Origin of the sequence: Paenibacillus gyeongsangnamensis (assembly GCF_027533625.1) — a bacterium.
GTDB classification, from domain to species: Bacteria; Bacillota; Bacilli; order Paenibacillales; family NBRC-103111; genus Paenibacillus_G; species Paenibacillus_G gyeongsangnamensis.
The window spans coordinates 372940-394491 of sequence record NZ_JAQAGZ010000002.1; the positions used below are offsets into that span (position 1 = coordinate 372940).

Here is a 21552-nt window from a genome sequence, read left to right on the forward strand (position 1 = left end):
TGTCCGCTATGCTCTGTATGTTTGAATTCGTAATCATTAAATGGCAATCGCAGTAGCCCCCATGAATTGGACGTTAATTCTCACGATTTACTCAAAATCACACATATTTGGACTTAGACAATCTCTCTTATTTGCAATAGCGTTTTCCGGTTTTTCTACCTTCCCATTTAATAGCGGATCACCAGTTTCCTTCATCCACCGGTCCAGCTTCTTAGCAAGTTCTTGATAAATTGGATGATAATCGTCCTTATGGACTAAATTAATACGTTCCACTGGATCCAGATATAAATCAAACAACATTTCCTTGTTCTGTTTTGTTGTGAGGTATCCTTGCTCAATTAAAAAATCTTTGCTTAAGCTGTCGTCTATATTGGCGGGAACCGGTTGATTCCAGTCATCGAAATACCTGATGAGTTTGTAACGTTCAGTCCGGATACAACGCATTGGTTCATAGGCCGCATGATACGTAACCTCAGTAAAAATCTCCGTTCGAATACTATCTGTTTCTCGTTGCAGAATAGGCATGAGGGATATCCCTTGCAGCCAATCAGGTTTAGCAAGATTTAGGAAATCGCAAATCGTTGGGAATAAGTCAATTTGAGAAACTAAAGCATCTATCGCTTCTCCTTTTTTACTGTTCCCTGGATACTTAAGAATTAGGGAAACACCGATTCCAGTATCATACAGATTGCACTTCATAAAGGGGAAGGCAGGTCCATGATCAGTAGTAAAGATGACCAAAGTATCATTTTCTAACCCAGACTCATTTAGTGCCTCCATGACAATCTCCACACACTGATCCACCACTTTGGCTGACGAAATATACCGAGCCATCTCTTCCCGATTTTTTTCATTATCGTAAAGTGGAAAGGGTGGCACCACATAATTCGGATTAATTCCTTCGGAAATTTGCGGATATTCGCGATGGGTATTAAACATCCCGTAAGAAAGAAAAAACGGATTTTGGTGATTCTCCTTGAGGAACGAAGCGACGATTTTGGCGCGGTTCAAGTCCCATTCGGTCCAGTCGGTATCGTATTGACCCATATTATAATCCTGTTCGTCTAGAATTCGGCTGTAGCCGATCATATCAACAGACGACGCCTCGTGTTGAATGCCACACAAAACTGTCTCGACCCCATGATGGCCTAAAAATTGCACCAGATGTTGATTATAATCGTTCAACTGAAAACCTCGATGGGCAAGTCCGATCATTCCTGCCGAATGAGGTGACATACCGGTCAATAAGGCACTTCGACTAGGTGAACAGGTTGGTCCCGCGCAATATGCTTGTCGGAACAGAATTCCCTCTTCGGCCAACTTTTGGATATTCGGTGTTGGAACGTTGTATCCGTACGGTTCAATCCAACGCCCAGTATCGTGCGTGTGCAGATAGATGACGTTCATCTAACTATTACCTCCTAAAAGATAAAATGAATTCGCATCAAATCTTGTTTCGGTTGCATTATGAGGGAAATCCCTGTACCAATACTTTCATCAATTAGTGTGATCATGCCGTAATATACAGCAATCATTTTTTGAATCGCAGCGAATGATGCCAGATCCATGCCTTGCAATTTTTGCAATTCACCCAATCCTTCCGGTTTTGTCAACCATTCACCCGGATAAGTTTTAGGTAGCGTTTACAAAGTATTGGCTGAGCCGCGAAATTCCACCTCAATCTCTTCAAGGCTACGCTGTTTCGTCTCCGGGACCAAATTCCGGACAAAGAAAAATGCCCCAATGCCAATCAAACCGAACACAATAAATATTTTGCCTAACCCTATGCTAGCAAGCAGGATCGGAAAGAACATGCCGATCAGGAAGTTGAATCCCCAGTTGAAGACCATTTGGCGTCAGTTGGGGGACGGTCGTCCGAGTTTTAATTTCAGAATTATTGCCATTTCGGATCAGGGGTTCCGTTATGGGGTGCTATATAGGTGGTGATGAACAGCAAAATGATCCAACTTGCAGCGCCACTGGCTCCCTTACTGTTAAAGAACGTAAATGCAATGATAAACATGCTTACAGCCATACCCGTAGTTCCAAACAGTAAAAGCTTCTTCCGCCCGATCCGATCGATCAGCCATATGGCCAAAAGCGTTACTAATACATTGATTGTGCCAATACCGATCAGACTGGTTAAAGCGGTTACACTTTTCCAAGAACATGAATACCATTTAGCGTTCTTACCACTAAGGCAACGTTTTTAAAGCCATCACCACCTCTTAGCTTGGCATCCTTAATCAAAGCACTAGACACCCACAATTAATTTTTGTTTTTAGTCAGTAAATTGTCATTCACAATGGCGATGGGGCCCAGTTGGCACCAATAGCAATATCCGAGACAATGAAACTCCTCGAGTTCAAAATCATCTTGACAAATGATGTCTTCTGTTTCCGGGAAAAATTCACAAATTAAATTTTCATTCTGACTAAATTCTTGATGAATTCCCTTTTTTTTGAAATGACCATGTAAATCCAAATTATTGACACACACCTTAAACTTCATGGGCAATCCTCCGCAGTCCGAGACGATCCCATTGTTCCGAAGGAGCATGTAACTGACTCAGACCTTTCTCTATGCATTGGATTAGACGATCGACAACATCTGTTCTTTCACTGTACAAATTTTTCTGTTGGCAATGATCTTCGATGATGTTATAAAGTTCATCTGATGGATAAGGCAGATCGGCTGTCAGTTCTTCCGGACCGCGGATTAACCTCGGGGCGGCATGCCCGGGATGTACGTCTACGTATTGGGTTGGGAAACGCTCACCGTTCCATTGCTCTAATCGCGCTTTGCTATCCTCAGGCAAATTCTGCTGACCGAAATTCCAATTGTTGTAATGTGAGCGGGTATACCAATAAAGCGGGAAATTGCCTGGTACCGGTTTTTTAACCAACAGCCATTCTCCATCTGTACAATAAATGGGTCCTCCAAATACGCCGAAGACAATGGAATCCCGGGAGCGTATATCATCCTCCTTTTGCTCATTTTCTTGCCATAAGGGTACAAGACTCTTGCCATGCATTAAATCAGGAATTTTTACCCCCATGGTTTGCAGGATCGTGGGAGTTAAATCTGCCATTTGCACTAGTTCGCGGTAGGCTGTCCCAGGTTGAATTTGGGGACCACGAATCAGTAATGGTGTACGGGCAATATCCTGAAATAAAATTCTTGCATGTTTGCCTAACCAATTGTGTTCACCGAATAAGAATCCATGATCGCTGGTTACAATAATCATTGTGTTTTCCAATAAACTTAAATCGGCTAACTTATCATAAAAGCGGCCAAACCAATGATCGACATAAGTAACCTCGCCACAATACAGCGCATGCACTTGTTTCAGTTCTTCAGGGGTCAACCGGTCCGCATCTCCATATCTTGGCCATACCACCGATTCGCCCTCGTACCCTGGATTATATTTTTCCGCATAGCCAGAGGGTGGATCAAACGGTTCATGCGGATCGAAGCAATCTATCATCAAGAAAAAATCTTGGAGATTTTTGTTCTGTTCCACCCAATCCATGCTTTTTTGAAAGACTTGGGCGGCAAAATAATCCTTTTCTTTTTCAAAATGCGCAGTATTTCGTACATATCGATCCCACTTGTGATTTAATTTATCCCGCGATGCCGGATACTTAATTTCAATATCAGGATTGGTAATCCAATTATCCAATTCCTGGCCGCGAATAATTTCCATTCCATTAAAACTAAAGTGATAGTTACCGGAACCGTGCTGCCATAAATGATAATGGTCCGTAACCAACATCGTTGTCTTATTTTCCCTCGAGAGTGTAGAAACCATATCGTCTTGGTCGTATTCCAACGGGGACCATCCCCGCCAAAGAAAATTCAACCGGCCTGTCCATAAATCTTGCCTTGCCGGCATACAAGGATAAGAGCCGATATAAGCGTTTTCAAATAAAGCACCATCTCGCGCAAATCGATCAAGATTCGGTGTTTCGATCCATTGATTCCCATAACAACCAAGATGATCGCGACGCAAAGTATCCATCAATATACAGATTACATTCATGATTTAACACTCCTTAAGCTGAAAATCTAAAGTCAATTGATACTCTTTGGTCTCCCCAGGCTGTAAAAAAGGCAGGGTTCCCCGTTCACGGTGTATACCTCGTCCCTCTGTAGTTACATTTCCCGGTTCAATCCCTAATACATATACACCTTTTCGTTGATGTTTCCATTGAGTAAGGTATGGACAAGCTGCTTTTTCGTAATTGAGTTCCACCAGTAGACGTTTTTTTACTCCATTATGGAGAATCTCATTGTGAATCCCTACTTTTACATGACCTTCAATAGATTCAACTTCCTCATGCAGAATGACACAAGGCTTAGCATCAAAGGTGGGTTCACCGTACCGATCCGAATCCGCTGTCGGACCTTCACCGATAATCCATCTTTTATTACTATTTGGAATTTGAATCCGGCAAGAATTGCTTACCAGCGGAAAACCAAAATTGAAATGGTACATCAGCATGTGCTCAACCGTCTGAAACGTGTCATTTGTGATTTGATCGACAATTTTCAAACGATTTTCGCCTAAACAAGTAGAAATGGTTCTCTCAAGAGTTACACATTCTTCCAAAGCCTTGCTTTCACGTACTTTGCCCCGAAAAAGCAACTGGTAGTTATCACCTATCCACCTGTCTTCAGCTTGCAAAAGCTCTGCGGGGGAGGATGAGATGCGGCCATGTTGCCCTAATTGTTGGCCTTTGTCTACTGATGGTTTTCCAAAATAGGTAAGCCCGCATGTAGCAAGCAAACCTCCTTCAAAACTGCGATTCCATTCAGTTCCATCCTTTTCATAAAAGTAGGGTGAAACAGGCCCGGTATGAGACATCCAACTGATCGGAATCCCATAAAATTCGCAAAAGCCAATATCAAAAGCGCGACTGACTGAAATTTGAAATTCAAGGCCAGACCCATTCCTTACTTGAATAATTTCGTTTCCTTTCCCCTTACCATCTAAAAGCTCCATCCGCTGGAATCCCGCAACCTGACGGATGTCTCCAACACGTTCCAACAGTGCTTGTTTTCTATTTATTCCGTAGATAGATACCACTCTTCTTATCCCCCGTTCTTTTTTATTTTACACTTTGATCAAAACCAAAGTACCAAATACACGTTTTCATTACACGGGTTAAGGTTGAGGTTGGTATGATGCGGTTCTATTAACCTATATTATGAGTTATTAGATTCACGAGAAAATAATTTCAAAGATCCGTTAGCCCAATTTAGGAGCGAGGGGTATTACATTTTGCAACAGGGTTCAAGCTAAAAATTCTTGTCTCCAAATTTGCCGATGATATTCTTTTGAATAAAAGTGATTGATCACAACAGCAGCAGCACCTTTGACTTGAACGGGGCCTGATAGTTGAGAGAAGGAGATTGTAGCCTTCCTTGATACAGGAAGGGTTCTACTTATCGCTACTTCCTCAATTTTTTTTCTAAAATCTTCGCCAGCGGTAGTAATCTCCCCCTGAATAATGACCTGCTCAGGGTTGAAAATATTTAAGATATTAGCGATTCCTACACCCATCCAATATGCAGTATAGTTCAACAGAACATCAGTTATAAAAGGATCGCCCTCATGAAAGCTTTTTAATGCTTGATTCAGCTCAATATGACGATATTCGGCCTTTCGATCCGCTAATTCACGCAAAAAGGCAGAAACCGAAGCAAGAGTTTCCCAGCAGCCGCGATTTCCACAACTGCAAAGCGGGCCATTTTCCTTGATTGTTGTATGGGCAAAAGTTACAGCTCCATCGTTAGCGCCTCGAACTATTTCATTTTTAATTACAACCCCTGTCCCAATACCTAGTGCCAAGCTTACGCAGGCAAATGTACCGGTTTTCATACCATTTCCAAAAAGCATTTCCGCTATTGTGATCGCTCTTGCGTCATTTTCTATATACACAGGCCATTTCAATTGATTAGACATGTATTCGCTTACAGGAATTTCACGCCAATCCAGAATAGCTGAATACTGAAGTGTCCCAAGTTGTGTATTCACCAATCCCTTCATGGCAATTCCACAGGCAAGAATGGGTTGGTATACTCCTTTTGCCCTCGCTTTTTGAACTAATTCCTGGATGTCATTAATTAGTTCATCTAAGGTCTGACGATAGTCTTTATGAATGACAGTTGGTTTTTTAATTGATTCAAGCACGTTAGCAGACAAGTCGGTTAAAGCGACTTCGTACCACTGTTCATTAAAATAAACAGCTACAATTAGTCCGGCATCCTTGTTTAACTCGAGCAGAATAGGCCTTTTTCCACCAGCTACTGTCGATTGGCCTTGGCCCGTTTCCCAAACTAATCCTTCTGTAATCAACTCTTCCACAATCGATGAAACCGCTGGCTTACTCATACCGAGAATATTCGAAATCTCCGCGCGTGATCTTATGCCATGCGTAATTAATTGCAGAATACTTATTCGATTCGCTTCCTTTAAGTCATTAGAACGTAAAGACCTCAAATTCCGCAATACACATTCACTTCCTAAATTTAAATTCCTGTTAGTTACTATTATTAACTAACAGGATGAAAACGTCAACAAAAATTATCTGTCATTTTAATTTAAGGCACTATCAATAGAACATTCAACCGCGATCACCCATTCCCCAACGCGTACGGAATCGGATTTTCCAAATTGCAGGATCGCTAATTTTTTTGGAAAACTGCTCGGTTTTCAGCACTGCCGGATAGACTCGCTTGCATCCCACTTCACTTCGATGCCCGCGCCAAGCCGGTCATTCGTGACCCGATACCAGGCCTGATCCCGGAATCCGGTGATGTACACAATCTCGGACTCCGAAGACACAGGCGGCAGTACGGACAGATCAACCGTCTCCCCCTGCGGGCTCTGCACTCTCGGCCATTCATGGCGCATCCCCCGCGCCACGCGGTATTCCTGGTTGTTATCATCGATGTCCAGCGGATCCGCAATGACCTGCAAGCCATCCGGCAGCTCGATCCGGCAGCCCGGCTCCAGAAATGGTTTGCCCAGCGCAATATGCTGGCCCCACATATACTGTAGGTCCACGGTGCTTAAATTCGTTACTTGTTCCTTAATTGCCAGCCCGGTGGAGTTGGACTTCAGCGATATGGTTTTTGTCAGCTGAAACGGCATCATCCGCGTTTTGATCGTGAACTTCACGGCAACGGACTGCTGTGTATCTTCCGTAATTTCATTGTCCCACTTCATGTGGGAGACCTCTCCGTGCTGGCCGTATCTCGCGCCCAGGTAGGTGCTGGGTACCGCGCCGTTCGGGAAAATCTCCTGCCAGCCGCCGCTGTAGTTGTCGAAATAGGCGAATTGGGAATCGGCTGAGGCCGGCAATTCGCCGGCGGGATTTTGAATACCCTTTTCCGTTAGCCACATGAAATCGAGGTCGCGCGGCTTGTATAAATACTCCATGATTTCCGTTCCTTTGTCGGGAACGATCGAAACCTCTAAATCTTCCGCCTGCACATCGGCGGCGGCAAACGTATCGTTCGTACCGGTGCAATGCAGAAATATCCGGTCCACACAGGGTGGGTTGATGACGATCGTGTACGAGCTATGCCCCCCCGGCGATTGAATCATGCCGCTCACAAGTCTCTCCCCGGACCGGGCAAGCGCTTGAACGATCGCGTCTCCGAACCAATCGTCGCCGATTTTGCCCATCAATTTCGTTGCGACGCCGAGACGGTGCAGAGCCAGTCCGGTATTGGACACGGCTCCCCCGGTGGAAGTCAAGGCCGGTCCGACGTCGATGAGCTTGCCGGGAATCAGCAGCCCGGCCGTTTTTTCCGGAATCGCCGGAATGACGTCCAGACAAATATGTCCGGCAACGATGATGTCTGCAGCCCATGTGTTCACCTTATATCCCCCAATCGATCGTTACCGTCTCCCCGGTCCGCTCGGATGCAAGCGCCGCCGTAAACACAAGATGGCTGCCAGCCGCCTCTTCAGGTGTAGCACAATGGAAGAACTGCCGGATGCCGCTGCGGTTCACAATCTCGTCGCAAAATGCCGCCCACATTTGCAGAATCGAATCGGAGAAGCCGAATTCGAAGATTCCGCCGGTAATCGTGCCATAGGCCGATTTATTAGGAACGTCCCATACATGCCAAGCCTGCGGCCGGCCCAGTTCGTACGGAAGCGATGCGATCTGCTTCGGATATTTCGTGGAGAACTCGGCGGAAAAATCCGTTCCCTGAATCCGGATAAACCAGGTATTCGCATGGCCGGGCGCAATCCGTTTCGTGGACAGCAGCATCGGGAACTTCTGATCGGCGGTTTCCACTTCGCAGGCCAGAACCGCGTTATCCCACGTTTCGCATGGAGCCGTTCCGCCTCGTCCATCCGGGCACTCATTCACGATTTTGGTCAGAGCGAACGGACATTTTTTGGTTTCCTGCCGAAACGCAGAGGCAAATGGAGCACATGCATGCCAAGATCGCCCATGAATTTTCGTCGCGATTCTCCGTTTCCAATTGATCGGCTTGGTCGAATCCAGGTCGCTAGAATGCCAGAATCCCGCTTCCACCTCGATGATTTTACCGAACCGGTTCTCGTTCACCCACTGCACAATTTGCTGGGCTCCCGGGAAGAAAGGAAATTCGGATGAGCACCGGACGATTACTTGCGGCATTTTATCGATGGCCTGCTGAATGACGGCATTGGCATCCTGGTCGATGCCGAACGGTTTCTCGCCAAGCAGATGTTTGCCCGCACGAATGATGTCGACATAGATTTGAGCATGCAAATTATGGGGGACTGCGCAATAGATCGCTTCCACCGAAGGATCGGCAAGCAATTCCTTATACTCTGAATAAGTGCGTTCTACACTGGGCACGTGCTGCTGAAACCACTCCGCGGCCGAAGGATTGGCATCGCATACCGCCACGATGCGGGGCTCGAAATCCACATCGGTCAGATGGCACCAGCGGGCCGCCGCACTGGCGAATTCCTTGCCCATCAATCCGCAGCCGATGACTCCGAAACGAATGATTTGATTCGCCATTATCGTACGTCTCCCTTCACCAGATCAAGCGCCTGCTGTGCGGACGCTCCGTGATGAACGATCTCCATGAGCGCTTTGGTCATGCCTGCCGGATTCGGATGCTGGATGACATTCCGGCCGTATACGATGCCCGAGGCGCCCTGCTTCATGAGCTCGACGGTCCGGTTGACAATCTCCTCGTCACTTGCGCGGCCGCCGCCGCGAACGAGCACGGGGATGCCGGAAGCGACGTCAATTACCCGGTGATATTCGGAAACATCGTCACACGGGTCGGCCTTGATCACGTCCGCTCCCAGCTCAACGCCCTGCCGCACCAACGCCATGATCTTGCGGATATCGCCGTCCACCATGTAGCCGCCCTTCAGCTCGTTCGGCAGCATCACCAGCGGCTCTACCATAAGAGGCATGCCGTATTTTTCTGATTGGGTCTTCAACATGGAGATGTTCCTCGCACACTGGTGATGAAGTTCAGGCTGGTTCGGCAGCAGCAGCAGATTCACGCATACGGCCACCGCATCCCACGCCGCAGCCTGCTCAATCGCACGATCGATCAGCTCGCTGAATAAAAACTTCGGCAGCTCCGTTCGGGCATCTGCGTGCCTCGACTTATAATGCAGTGCCTTATGAAGCTTGCAAAGCTTTGGCCGATTTTATGATTGAATTTCAAATGCGCAACGGTTAAACAGGAAAAAGGTTGGCACCGTCTCATGCTGACCTTTTTTTAAACAGGATTTCGTTTCTTCTGAACATGGATGGGAAAAGTTTCAATAAAGTGGATGGCGACAGGACTCACATATCCCTTTACGATGTTAATGAGCAACGAAGAGTGTGAGCATGTCTAATGGAGGTAAACCGTGGAGACTAAAAGTGTAACTACCGGATTCATGTCTGCTTTGTTGGCGTGTTCCGCGGGAGCTATATTGGTGGTTCAAACGGCCGAAACAGCGGGATTATCCAAAGCCGAACTGATTTCATGGTTCTCTTCGGTTTATGTGTTCGGAGGGGTATTGAATCTCTTTCTGACCTTAAAATATAAAATCCCTTTCGCGGGTGCTCACTCGATTACGGCCGTTGCTTTTATCAGCACAGTTGCGGCTCAGTTTTCATTTCCTGAACTGGCCGGCGGATTCGTCATGTCAGGGGCACTGATTTTGTTAGCAGGAAGCACCGGGTTGTTCGCAAAAGCGCTAAACCTGATACCTAAGCAACTTATTGATGCCTTGCTTTCAGGTTTAATCCTTTCTTATGTTATTGGGATTGTGCCTGCTGTCATCCATCTGCCGATCGCTGGGCTGCTATCCGGCATAGGCTACTTTCTGATTCCAAGAATGACAAGGTTGCTCTCCCCCGTGATGTGGGCTCTGCTTTTTGGTTTATTGGGTCTAGGATTTGAATTTGATTTTCCGGCTTTGATAGATACGTCTTTCCTTCTCCCTCTTCCGATTATTCCTAAATTTACGATTAAGGGATTCATCTCTATTGCGATCCCAATGTCTGTGTTAATTATGAGCAATGATCTGGCGGTAGCTCTGGCCTCTTTGAAAAGTCATGAATTTGACCCGCCCGTGAACAGAGTGTTGGCGGCAACCGGTGTGGCAAGCATGATTGCAGGTCTGTACGGAGGACATTCAGCCAACGTCGGGGGAATGATGAGTGCACTTTGCAGTAGCCATGAGGCAGGATCCAAGGAGTCGCGGCATTGGGCGGCGTTGGTTTCAAGCGGGGTTGTCATTTGTTATGGTTTGTTGGCATGGAAAGTGATTGAGCTTATCGAGATTATGCCGTCATTCTTTGTAGAAATGATGACGGGATTTTCTTTATTGGGGTTATTTCACAGTGGGCTAAGATCCTCATTTTCAAATAAAGGTTATCTTGTGCCAGCGCTCCTGACCTTTGCCATTGCCGCAGCGCATGTGAACATGCTGGGAATTTCAACACCAATTTGGTCCTTGGTGGTTGGAATGGCTGCCATCAGATGCTCCAGACCGGGCCGTGAACGCAATTGTGTCTCAAAAATTGGACAGCAAAAAAGCCGGAAAATTAACGGTGACTGATGTAACTATATAAGTTGAACTAAAGACAATTGGAAGGAAATTCAAATCACCTGTGTCGAATATAGAAAGATAACTTATTCGGACGGGTGATCTCTATGAAAACGATCGAGGAGCAATTGCAGGATGTTGAGCAACGGTTAAAGCATGAGCAAAGCAGACGCATGTTCGAGCGGTATCAGACCGTGAAACTGCACCTGCTCGGTGAATCTAACGAAGATATTGCCATAAGCATTGGTCGAAAGGAAAGCACAGTGAGCACCTATCTGCGGCTTTATCGCAAGAGTGGACACAATTCAAAGTCTTTTTCAAAACCGCAATGGATGACTGGGAAATAATTTTCTGTATGAGGCTCTCCGCTATGGAGGGTCTTCTTTTTTGGGGTTGAATCCAGGCAGTCTTGGTTGGGTTCTACTGAACGGCTCACTTCCGGGGGACTTCCCTTTCCAATATCCAAACCGCCAGTTGTAAAGGAACGGCTTTATTAAAAACAAAAGGGTCATATCCGGTTTCTTCCTTTATCTTCCTTAAACGGTAAATCAAAGTATTCCGGTGAATGTAGAGAATCTTTGCCGTTTCCGTAATATTCAGATTGCATGAAAAAAAGGCCTTTAACGTTTCGATCTGCTTGTGGGTCATATTAGGGAAAACGCGATTCACATATCTTCGTTTAATATCCTCGTCTAATTGATATACAAGCGCTTGTACCTCTATGTCTGAATAAAAGGTGACTTCCCCCTCCCGGCTTTCGATTAAAAGCGCAAGTTCCGCCTCTTGATAAGAGATATAAGTTGTTTCCCGCTTATCTACTTTTCCGCCAACTCCGATTGTAAACTTGATTTTGGAGAGTTGAAGCGCATCTTTTAACAATGATAGGTTACTTATTCTTTTTGTTTCAGAGAGACCGGTGGAGAGGAACAAAAGTTTGTTCGCATTAAGGAAACCGACCAAACCGTTTGATTCGCCAACGATTTTCGTCACTCTATCGATCAAGGCTTGATTTTGTATATTCCTTTCCTTCATGTCAATAATAATAATTTGATAAGGCGGATGAATTTGCAATTGAAGCAAATCCAGGCGTTGATCAATAAATGTCCAATTGGGAGCAGGTTTGATCCATTCTTCGATAATCATGGTAACGAATGTTTGTTTCCATTCCGACTGAGAGGCGAGGAACGATTGTCTAATCATCAATTCCGTTGTCATTTTCACCAACTCGCCAAATTCTTCAACTTCATCTGGTTCTCCTGTAATACCGATTACGCCAACGAGCTTTCCTTGAAATTCAATTGGAAGATTGATCCCGGCAAGAGTACCCTGCCATTGCATTTTATCCTTTTTTGTAATGAGCAGCGGTTTTCGGGTCTGAATGACCTCTAATGCTCCTTCATGAAACTGATTGATCCTGGAACGATCACCGGAAGCAATAATGATCCCGGAAGCATTCATGATATTAATGTTGCGATGTAATCTAGTCATGGTCTCATTTACGATTTCCTGAGCTATATCACTTGTCAGCATTTGATGCATCTCCTTAGATTTGAAAACCGCCATTTGACTAAATTAGGCATATTTATAAAGAGTAAACAAAAAATAATATAATATCAATCCTATTTATTGTTCACTGCGAACGAAGATTTTTGTCGAAAAGTAATATATAATTAGATTAAATTATAAGTTTGAAAGCGTTTTATTAAAATCAACGACGGGTGGTGATAGGAATGAAGATTGTAATTGCACCGGATTCCTTTAAAGGAAGCATTTCTGCCGTCGAGGCGGCACATGCGATTGAAAAAGGAATTAAGCAATACCTGCCGGATGCGCAAACTGTTTTGTTACCGGTTGCAGATGGCGGCGAGGGGACTTTGGAAAGTATGGTAGCGGCTACAAAAGGGAAAAAGATAGAATGTACCGTTACAGGTCCTTTAAGTAATCCGGTGAAAGCATCGTATGGCTTGCTCGGTGACGGGAAAACCTGCGTGATTGAGATGGCCAGTGCATCAGGACTTTGTCTGGTTCCCAAAGACCAGTTAAATCCACTAGTCACAACAACCTATGGAACGGGAGAGTTGATTAAAAAAGCACTCGATGACGGCTGCCGGCAATTTATTCTTGCTATTGGTGGAAGCGCTACAAATGACGGGGGAATCGGTATGCTGCAGGCGCTTGGAATGCAGTTACTGGATTCATTAGGTGAAGTTGTAGGGTATGGCGGAAAAGAATTATGCAAAATAAGTACGATTGACGATACCGGCTGGGATCAGCGAATTGCTGAATCTACTTTTATAATCGCATCCGATGTTCAAAATCCACTGGTCGGGACTCACGGCGCTTCTCACGTATTCGGTCCGCAAAAAGGCGCGACACCCGAGATGGTTGAATTGCTGGATAAAAATATGAACCATTGGGCCGATTTAGTTGAAGCGAAGAAAGGGATTCGTCTTCATGATTTACCTGGCGCTGGGGCTGCCGGCGGCATTGGAGGTGCGTTTCAAGCTTTCTTTCCCGCCATAATGAAAAGAGGTATTGATATTGTAATTGAATGTACGGGATTACGCGAAGCATTGCTAGGCGCGGATGTTGTATTTACAGGTGAAGGGCAAATCGATTTCCAGACGGCATCGGGAAAAACACCTATGGGGGTAGCCCAGGAAGCCCAAAAATTAAACATTCCTACAATTGTCCTTGCCGGATCCATAGGAAACGGAATTGATATTCTATATCAATATGGAATTCAAAGCATACACAGCATCGTAAGCGGTCCAATGACATTGCAAGAGGCTATGGAAAAAGCCCCTGAGCTTCTTGCTCAAAAAGCGGAGCAAGTAATGCGAACGTTGAAGCATTAATAAAGGGGAAAATTATATCCTAGGAGGACGATAGTATGCAATTAAAAAGAGCCATTGAAAAAGTACCGGGAGGAATGATGGTTATCCCGCTATTATTTGGGGCGTTGATCAATACGTTCTTTCCAAATACGGGTGATTATTTTGGATCGTTCACAGGGGCTTTGTTTAAAGGATCATTGCCGATCCTGGCCGTCTTTTTCTTTTGTATCGGTACAACAATAAATTTTAAAGCGACGCCCTACATTATAAAGAAAGGAGGGGCTCTGCTTCTGACCAAGATAGGTGTTGCCGCCATAGCAGGCATCATCGCTACCCAATTGATCGGACATGATCCCAGCATGACGGTACTTGGTGGTTTATCCGTATTAGCTATTGTCGCCGCGATGAACGATACTAACGGCGGGCTTTATATGGCTCTCATTGGACAGTTCGGCAAAAAGGAAGATGCGGGGGCTTACTCACTTATGAGTTTGGAATCCGGTCCGTTCTTGACTATGGTTACCTTGGGGATCGCAGGTCTCTCCTCTTTTCCATGGCAAACCATGGTCGGAGCCATTCTTCCTTTAATTGCGGGAATGGTTGCAGGAAACTTGGATAAAGAGTTTCGCGAGTTGTTCAGTAAAGCGGTTCCTGCCGTAATTCCATTTTTCGCATTCGGATTAGGGGCAGGACTTGATTTCAAGAAAGTGGCGCAAGCAAGCTTCACAGGCCTTTTCTTGGGAATTGGTGTGGTCGTGATCACTGGAGCTGCGCTGTTTCTCGTTGATAGATTAACAGGCGGAAACGGAATCTCCGGGCTAGCTGCCGCCACAACGGCCGGTAATGCCGCAGCTGTTCCCGCGGCTGTAGCAGCCGCCAACCCAGTGTATAAGGATGTAGCCGCTTCTGCAACGATCATGGTTGCTGCCAGTGTCATCGTAACCGCTGTCCTGGTACCGTTCATTGTTGCCTGGTATGCAAAACGGATCAGTACTAATAACGATTCGGACCAACAATTAGTCTCAATGGAGAGATCATTATGAAAACGACCCTATTGTATGGAAAAGGAGTTTTGCCTCTAGAAGTTCCGGATCATTCGGTGATCATCGAACCGCATCATTTGGACGGTTTGCAAGATGATAAACAAGCCGTTGTAGATGCTTTAAGGAGCCCCATAGGATTGCGGCCTCTGAGGGAGATGGTAAAATCTACGGATAAAGTAGCCATTGTCATCAGTGACATTACACGTCCAACCCCAAATCATAAACTGGTTCCATGGATCATTGAGGAATTATCTCATGTTCCCAAAGAAAATTTTGTTGTCATTAATGGAACGGGAACACACCGCGATCAAACGCAAGAGGAATTCGTTCATATGTTGGGTGAGTGGGTTGTCGACAATATCCGGGTGATAAATCATCATTGTCACAACAAAGATGAACTGGTGAATGTTGGGCACAGCCAATTTGGCTGTGATGTATATTTAAACAAAGAATATGTGGAAGCTGATTTCAGGATTGTTACAGGTTTTATAGAGCCTCACTTTTTTGCGGGTTTTTCCGGAGGTCCCAAAGGTATTATGCCGGGGATTGCAGGAATTGAAACCATATTAACCTTCCATAACGCCCGAATGATCGGCGATCCCTTATCGACATGGGGGAATATGGTGAACAATCCTCTACAGGACATGACTCGGGAAATTAATCGGATGTGCAAGCCTCACTTCATGCTAAACGTCACTTTAAACAAATCGAAGGAAATCACGAAAGTTTTTGCAGGCGAGTTATTTGAAGCCCATGATCAAGGCTGCGCTTTCACTAAAGAACATGCGATGATCCAAGTTGAAGAGCGATTTGATGTCGTCATTACTTCGAATTCGGGATATCCGTTGGACCAGAATCTTTACCAAGCTGTAAAAGGGATGAGTGCGGCCCATAAGATCGTTAAAGAAGGTGGAACCATTATTTGCGCTTCCGAATGTTCGGATGGAATTCCGAACCACGGGAATTATGCGGAAATTTTGCAAATGAGAAGAACTCCACAGGAGATTCTCGAAATGATCAACAACCATACCTTTCAAAAGTTCGACCAATGGCAAGTACAGAAACAGGCAGTCATTCAGGTCTGGGCCGATGTATACATGTACTCTTCTTTACCGGATGAAGACGTCAAGAAAGCGATGTTACATTCAACCAATGATATTGAAGCCACATTAGAAGTTTTGAAAATGAAGTACGGGAACGATATGACAGTGGCGGTTTTACCTTTAGGCCCATTGACCATACCTTATGTTAGAGAAGATTAACGTTTCTGGTGCAAACATTTAAAAAGATCAAAAAGTATGACAAGTTACTAGTTTACTTATATTGCCAATCCAAATAATCTATTCATCAGTTCAACCGTTGAAAGGACAGACGAATGATTGCATTCGGCCTGTCCTTTCTTTATCATATACATGACTTCAGGAAAGAACAGGATGAAATATCACCTGTTCTTTCTGATGTTGATTGGATCAATAAATTGTTCGGGTTGACTGCATAAATTTCTTATCATCAAAGATTAAGACTATTATTTTTATTTTTTTGCAACACAACCGATTAAATGCAGCCATCTAGGTTTACTCTCCTTAATTCCTTTATTTGTTAACGAGAGCTTTCTGATGAACCGATTCAATAAAATGAATTTTGGGGATGCAACCATAAGCCAATAAAGAATGGGTAACCGCTATTTCTTTTCCGATGCTGCGAACACCATGAAGTAATAAGCCTTCAGTGATTCCAGTGGCAACAAAAATACAATCGTTCGAACGAACAAATTGTTCCATTCGTATTGGTTTTGCAGGATCCGTTATTCCCATTTGCAAGCATCTATTATATTCTTGCTCATTATTAGGAAGGAGTCGGCCCTGTATTTCTCCTCCGAGACACTTTAGAGCTACTGCAGAAACTACTGCCTCAGGTGCCCCTCCAATTCCAACAAGCATATCGATCCCAGCATGTACTATAGCAGTTGAAACGGTTCTGGTGCAAAAATTTTTATAGCCACAATATATGGTATTCAAAAACTTCATTTGTTCAAAAATTCACACTACATTTGGTATGTCAAACTATTTTTGCACCAGAACCGTTTGAAGTGTGCCAAGGTGTCCCGTATATTCACGTTTCCTACCTCTTACCGGGAGGACTCGCCCAGAAGTCGGCGTTGTTCAGTACATTTGGTGCGTCACCGAACAAAAATCGCAGCTTTTTAGTTTAGCTGCGCCTACCGACGGCAAAATAACGCCTCAAAAAAGGTCTGCAAATAAAGTAATTTCCTTAAAAGCAATTGGTTTCAAGGCAAGGATGCCTCAAAGAACCCCCGGCAAAGAAATGCTTCAAATAACGACAAAAACGGGAGTCGCAGACGCAGCTCCCGTTTCAATTCATTCAACTATCGTTCTCCGCAAAGTCCACGGCGGCTGTCTTGTTAAGCTATCGTACCCGTTAGAAACAGCCATTGTGCCCATGCCCGACATCGCGATTTCCTGGAGCGGCCTGCCCGGCTTTCCCGCATGCGAGATGCCCGCGTTATTCACGAGCACGTCGAGACGGCCGAACTCGTTCCGGATACGCTCCGCCGCTGCTGCGATGGAGTCTTGATTCGTGACATCGAGCTGGAGGGCGCGGGCATCCGCTCCGACGCTCTTCACGGCAGTCTCCCCATTCTCGAGATTGCGCGACCCGACGAGCACGGTGAAACCGTGCGCTGCGAGATCCTTCGCAATTTGAAGACCGATTCCTTTGTTGGCCCCGGTGACCAGGGCGACGGGTTTGTCCTGCATAGTAATCTGTTTCATCCGCCATACCTTCCTTCGCTATTTAGTCTTTCATAAACTAAGATGGGGAATGTTGGGGATCTGTGACATTATTCGTTAATCTTTTTTTTGGGAAGCCTTCGAACATTGGATATACATCGCTTTAGAAAAAGACACTATTGAGGAATTCTGCCCGTTAGCGGAACGAGGCCCTACGGGGAGCGATAAACGGCCAAACTTGGTATTGAACAATTTTATCAGTTATTGTAGTGACGTTAACGAACTTACATTTGAACAAACACCACATATTAAAACCATGCTTCACATTTAACGGCGGATCTGTTTAAGCCATAAACCATGGGGCGGAAAACTTTGAAGCCCTTTTGTTTTTGCAAGCCCCGCTATTGGAAAATGTAGGCATCTCTGGTATGATCCAAGAAGAGCACAACCATCATTTGTAAAAAGGAGGCATCACGGTATGTCGAATGTCGTTCTACAGCAAAAGGTTCCCGATTTTACTCTGCCGGCGGCAAGTGGGGAAAATGTTTCTTTAAGCAATTTTAGAGGAAAACGGGCCGTTATTTACTTTTATCCTAAGGATATGACTCCGGGGTGCACCAAGGAATCGTGTGAATTCAGAGATTATAGCACTGAATTCAAACGGTTAAATACGGAGATTATCGGTATTAGTCCGGACGATCTCGCCTCCCACACGCAATTTATTTCCGAGTACAGTTTGCCTTTCCTGCTGCTTTCCGACACAGATCATAAGGTTTGCGAGATGTTCGGAGTATGGAAGCTAAGGGAAAGAGAAGGCCAGCAGTTCTACGGCGTCGAGCGGTCTACCTTCCTGATCGACGAGAAGGGCGTGTTGGTAAATGAATGGCGTGCGGTGCAGGTCGACGGACATGTGGCGGACGTACTGGCCTCGATCAAGCGGCTTTAGACAGTACAGAATTGATATTTTCCTTCGATTGGCATATAAATCTCCAGTTCACTTTGCGGAGAAGTTGGGTTAAATCGTTCATCGTCGAGTATTCTGAATACTTTGCTTCGTGCCTTGTTCCAACTACTGCGAATCCTCTTCTGACTACTTTACAAAAATTATCTTTAGTCTCCTTTTCACTCATTTCGTTTCTCCTCTCACTTTGATAAAATTATAAAAAGGAATATTTTAATATTCGACATTATTCCATTATTTACCTTCTAGAAGCACAAAAGCCAAGCACTCGCTTGGCTTTTGTGCTTACAAACTTATATACAAGAAAATCATACGATTCAAACGATTTCTGCCCACTAAAGTGATTGCTATCGTTCTCCGTTAGCGGAATGACATAGTCAAAATTCAACATAAAATGGATGAAGTTCTTCATTTAAACAAAATTCTATTCTCTGCCTGAAATTTTTCCAAGTCACCATCTCTAAAGCAGTTTCGATTGGGAAAAATCTTACTTCCAAAGCCTCAGGTGTCGTTGTTAATTCTCCTCCGACTGGTCTACCTAAAAATAGAGTGTTACAAATGCACCCGCTTACATTTTGAAAAACACCGCAAAACTTTGTTACTTGTATATCTAAGCCACTCTCTTCCTTTGTTTCCCTGATCGCTGCATCTTTCAACGATTCGCCTTCTTCAACCTGCCCACCTGGCATTTCCCAGCCTCGCCTTGGTCCTTTAATTAATAATATTTCGTTACTCTCATTAAGCACAATTGTTGCAGCAGAAACAATATGTTTTGGAGCCATATCCTCGTCCTCCCATCCTCTTACAAGAACTTAAGAATATCATTTGTTATTCGTTCTGTTATCACCTCACGATTCTCTTCACTCAGATGATAAAGTCTTATCCCAGATAGTTCCTTTATCTTGTCAATGCTCGGATGGCTGTCCACACAAATTGTCCCTAAAATAATATGTTTAGAACTCGAAATTACTTCATGGATCACTGTTTCAAATGGAGCGGATAACATTTGCATGAAGCCGATCTCATCAATAACTGTAATCTTCTTTGTATTTAACGATAGGTTCACTGCCTTTAAAGCAATATTTTCAAAAGCATCTATGTCAACCCCGTATCTCCCTACTCGAACTGAACTTTCACTATCAACACTTGCAATGCATACAGTCTCACCTTTAAGTGTGATGCAATTAAATCCAGTACGATTTGTAGAGTTGCGTATTTCTTCAGTGTAAAAACCCCCAAAATATTCAGGACCAATTTGTTGAATAATTCGCTTTATCGCTGTTGATTTTCCTACTCGAGGTTTCCCGGTTAACAAAAAACATGTTTCCAACCTCTTCACTCTCCCTATATCTAAATAAGAAAAGTATTCGTTAAATGGTTAAATTATCCTGCCCGTTTGTTGAATAAACCAAAAAGGAGCCGCACTATTGCAACTCCTTCACTGAAGTATCCGTCCCTCGGTTTTAGTTCAATCAAAGCAGTTTGGTGGAAACAAGGGTTTGAGGCAGCTCATGCCGAATTCATATATCGGGAGACGATCCGGAATCTTTTCAGAAATGAGGAGGCTTAATATGAATCTTTTTGAACAATGTCGGCAAGGCCAGCAATTAGCACCGGGTTTTAAGTGGATGAATCAACCTGAATCCTGGGGATTCGACGGTGACGGCAGGCTAACGATAATTGCGCCACCCTTGGCGGATTACTTCCGCGATCCGAAGGGAGGAAGTCCTAGGAACTCGGCTCCTTACCTTTACACCGAGCTCAATGGTGATTTTACCGTATCGGCCCGGGTCGAGGTTGATATGGTCGAAGATTTCGATTCCGCTTGTATCATGATTATGGTCGATGAAGAAAACTGGGCAAAGCTGTGCTTTGAATATCCAAATAAAATTCCGACGATGGTTAGTGTAGTGACCAAAGGCACTTCGGACGACTGCAACTCCGAGAAAGTCAGCGAAAAGAAGCCTTACTTGAGAGTGACCAGATTCGGGAATTGCTTCGCCTTCTTTTATTCAGTAAATGGAACATCGTGGACTCTGGTAAGGTATTTCCGTATGGAGGCTCCAACAGAAATCAAGGTTGGCGTTGTAGCCCAGTCCCCCGCGGGCAATGGCTGCAGAACCTTATTTGATTACTTCGAATATTCCCAGGAACCAGTGATAAATTTGAGATCGGGGGAATAAATAAAATCTAATCCCCCGGGCGAAGGCGCCGCCTTCAACCCGGGGGATTTTCAATAAGAGACTCTTTATTGGGACAACTTTACATACTCCGCGTCCCGAATAGCTTATCCACCATCCCGATCCGAACACGATGTCTGTTAACGGAAAAGATAGCAAGTTGGACATTGGTGCCGTAACGGCAGAAGGTTAATTAAACAGAATCGAATATGAAACGGGTACCCTGCTTAAGTTTGAACTGTGACCCTGCCATACTCCATAACTACTCCATTCCCGATAAAGATGTGAGACGATTTTGAATGTAACAAATATTTGTTTCGGGTGACTAGTACAGCTTAATACATCACATGCCTTTGTTCTTTTGCGGATTCATATGCGCATTCGATCAGACGGGTAATCCCAATTGCCACATCAATGTCAAAGTAGGGTAAGCTTAGCTCCGTATCGGACGACACCAGCCTTACAAACTGGGCGCTTGGAAGTTCATCGTCTTCCGGAACGTTCTCGCTCGGAACCGGCATCAAGTTTTCGTGGCCAGGCACATGTTTGGATTGCAGCAATACCCGGAAGTTGGACTTATTCGTGCCGGAAATGACCAAAATTCCCTCTGTGCCGATGATCTCCAGCAAATTATCGATGCGGTAAGAGACAAATGAGGTGTGGGAAGTACCAATGGCTCCGCTGTCAAATTCAATTATGGT

The 21552-nt window shown here is 44.8% G+C and carries 24 protein-coding genes; 7 read left to right on the forward strand and 17 right to left on the reverse strand.

The features are described from left to right. Positions 1 to 87 precede the first annotated feature (87 nt). From O9H85_RS04705 to O9H85_RS04750, 11 genes are all read right to left on the reverse strand, one after another. Complete coding sequence (locus O9H85_RS04705) at positions 88 to 1407, reverse strand: sulfatase family protein (RefSeq protein WP_269880125.1); 1320 nt, start codon at positions 1405 to 1407, stop codon at positions 88 to 90. A gap of 14 nt (positions 1408 to 1421) precedes the next feature. Next, positions 1422 to 1613, reverse strand: a complete 192-nt coding sequence (locus tag O9H85_RS04710; protein WP_269880126.1) for a hypothetical protein — start codon at positions 1611 to 1613, stop codon at positions 1422 to 1424. Between the two features lie 30 nt (positions 1614 to 1643). Further along, positions 1644 to 1850 (reverse strand): MFS transporter, encoded by a 207-nt coding sequence (locus O9H85_RS37675; RefSeq protein WP_409348097.1) that lies wholly within the window; start codon positions 1848 to 1850, stop codon positions 1644 to 1646. A 44-nt stretch (positions 1851 to 1894) separates the two neighbouring features. After that, positions 1895 to 2137, reverse strand: coding sequence for an MFS transporter (locus O9H85_RS04715; protein WP_333474165.1), 243 nt, complete (start codon positions 2135 to 2137; stop codon positions 1895 to 1897). 131 nt (positions 2138 to 2268) lie between these two features. Further along, entirely contained in the window at positions 2269 to 2511 is a 243-nt protein-coding gene (locus O9H85_RS04720; RefSeq protein WP_269880127.1) for a hypothetical protein, read from the reverse strand. Continuing rightward, positions 2501 to 4042 carry a sulfatase gene (locus O9H85_RS04725; protein WP_269880128.1) on the reverse strand — a complete coding sequence of 514 codons (1542 nt, stop codon included), beginning with the start codon at positions 4040 to 4042 and terminating at the stop codon, positions 2501 to 2503. The genes O9H85_RS04720 and O9H85_RS04725 overlap by 11 nt, the downstream gene beginning before the upstream one ends. A 3-nt stretch (positions 4043 to 4045) precedes the next feature. After that, the gene (locus O9H85_RS04730) at positions 4046 to 5089 is read right to left on the reverse strand and encodes an aldose 1-epimerase family protein (protein WP_269880129.1); all 1044 of its coding nucleotides are present in this window, start codon (positions 5087 to 5089) and stop codon (positions 4046 to 4048) included. A gap of 207 nt (positions 5090 to 5296) precedes the next feature. Further along, entirely contained in the window at positions 5297 to 6397 is a 1101-nt protein-coding gene (locus O9H85_RS04735) for an ROK family protein (RefSeq protein ID WP_269880130.1), read from the reverse strand. Positions 6398 to 6718: 321 nt separating this feature from the next. After that, positions 6719 to 7891, reverse strand: a complete 1173-nt coding sequence (locus tag O9H85_RS04740) for a PfkB family carbohydrate kinase (RefSeq protein ID WP_269880131.1) — start codon at positions 7889 to 7891, stop codon at positions 6719 to 6721. 1 nt (position 7892) lies between these two features. After that, positions 7893 to 9038 carry a Gfo/Idh/MocA family protein gene (locus O9H85_RS04745; protein ID WP_269880132.1) on the reverse strand — a complete coding sequence of 382 codons (1146 nt, stop codon included), beginning with the start codon at positions 9036 to 9038 and terminating at the stop codon, positions 7893 to 7895. Further along, positions 9038 to 9655 carry a class I fructose-bisphosphate aldolase gene (locus tag O9H85_RS04750; RefSeq protein ID WP_333474166.1) on the reverse strand — a complete coding sequence of 206 codons (618 nt, stop codon included), beginning with the start codon at positions 9653 to 9655 and terminating at the stop codon, positions 9038 to 9040. Before O9H85_RS04750 ends, O9H85_RS04745 begins: the two co-directional genes overlap by 1 nt. Positions 9656 to 9892: 237 nt before the next feature. On the opposite strand from O9H85_RS04750, the gene O9H85_RS04755 reads away from it, so the two are divergent. Continuing rightward, complete coding sequence (locus O9H85_RS04755) at positions 9893 to 11092, forward strand: benzoate/H(+) symporter BenE family transporter (protein WP_269880133.1); 1200 nt, start codon at positions 9893 to 9895, stop codon at positions 11090 to 11092. A 95-nt stretch (positions 11093 to 11187) separates the two neighbouring features. Then, a complete protein-coding gene (locus O9H85_RS04760) occupies positions 11188 to 11427 on the forward strand; it encodes a helix-turn-helix domain-containing protein (protein ID WP_269880134.1) in 240 nt (79 codons plus the stop codon). 85 nt (positions 11428 to 11512) lie between these two features. On the opposite strand, the gene O9H85_RS04765 is transcribed toward O9H85_RS04760, so the two are convergent. Next, entirely contained in the window at positions 11513 to 12610 is a 1098-nt protein-coding gene (locus O9H85_RS04765) for a CdaR family transcriptional regulator (protein ID WP_269880135.1), read from the reverse strand. Between the two features lie 200 nt (positions 12611 to 12810). Here O9H85_RS04765 and O9H85_RS04770 point away from each other — a divergent pair, with 200 nt between their 5' ends. The 3 genes from O9H85_RS04770 to larA are packed head-to-tail and all read left to right on the forward strand — an operon-like array spanning position 12811 to position 16222. Continuing rightward, positions 12811 to 13938, forward strand: a complete 1128-nt coding sequence (locus tag O9H85_RS04770) for a glycerate kinase (protein ID WP_269880136.1) — start codon at positions 12811 to 12813, stop codon at positions 13936 to 13938. Positions 13939 to 13973: 35 nt separating this feature from the next. Continuing rightward, positions 13974 to 14960, forward strand: coding sequence for a 2-keto-3-deoxygluconate permease (locus O9H85_RS04775; protein ID WP_269880137.1), 987 nt, complete (start codon positions 13974 to 13976; stop codon positions 14958 to 14960). Continuing rightward, entirely contained in the window at positions 14957 to 16222 is a 1266-nt protein-coding gene (gene larA / locus O9H85_RS04780) for a nickel-dependent lactate racemase (RefSeq protein WP_269880139.1), read from the forward strand. Before O9H85_RS04775 ends, larA begins: the two co-directional genes overlap by 4 nt. A 330-nt stretch (positions 16223 to 16552) precedes the next feature. Here larA and O9H85_RS04785 read toward each other — a convergent pair whose 3' ends face one another. Together O9H85_RS04785 and O9H85_RS04790 are read right to left on the reverse strand one after the other, a co-directional pair. Beyond that, on the reverse strand, positions 16553 to 16987 hold the full coding sequence (locus tag O9H85_RS04785; RefSeq protein WP_269880140.1) for a fructose-bisphosphatase class II: 435 nt from the start codon (positions 16985 to 16987) through the stop codon (positions 16553 to 16555). Positions 16988 to 17338: 351 nt separating this feature from the next. Continuing rightward, a complete protein-coding gene (locus O9H85_RS04790; protein ID WP_269880141.1) occupies positions 17339 to 17752 on the reverse strand; it encodes an SDR family NAD(P)-dependent oxidoreductase in 414 nt (137 codons plus the stop codon). A gap of 436 nt (positions 17753 to 18188) precedes the next feature. Between O9H85_RS04790 and bcp the strand changes: the two genes are divergently transcribed. Then, a complete protein-coding gene (bcp, locus tag O9H85_RS04795) occupies positions 18189 to 18656 on the forward strand; it encodes a thioredoxin-dependent thiol peroxidase (protein ID WP_269880142.1) in 468 nt (155 codons plus the stop codon). A gap of 392 nt (positions 18657 to 19048) precedes the next feature. Here bcp and O9H85_RS04800 read toward each other — a convergent pair whose 3' ends face one another. Continuing rightward, positions 19049 to 19453, reverse strand: coding sequence for an NUDIX hydrolase (locus O9H85_RS04800; RefSeq protein WP_269880144.1), 405 nt, complete (start codon positions 19451 to 19453; stop codon positions 19049 to 19051). A 20-nt stretch (positions 19454 to 19473) separates the two neighbouring features. Further along, entirely contained in the window at positions 19474 to 20001 is a 528-nt protein-coding gene (locus O9H85_RS04805; protein WP_269880145.1) for a nucleoside-triphosphatase, read from the reverse strand. Positions 20002 to 20242: 241 nt separating this feature from the next. On the opposite strand from O9H85_RS04805, the gene O9H85_RS04810 reads away from it, so the two are divergent. Further along, positions 20243 to 20854, forward strand: a complete 612-nt coding sequence (locus tag O9H85_RS04810) for a DUF1349 domain-containing protein (protein WP_269880147.1) — start codon at positions 20243 to 20245, stop codon at positions 20852 to 20854. 332 nt (positions 20855 to 21186) lie between these two features. Here the strand turns inward: O9H85_RS04810 and O9H85_RS04815 are convergent. Beyond that, on the reverse strand, positions 21187 to 21552 hold a 366-nt coding region (locus O9H85_RS04815), incomplete at its 5' end, for a Gfo/Idh/MocA family oxidoreductase (RefSeq protein ID WP_409348098.1).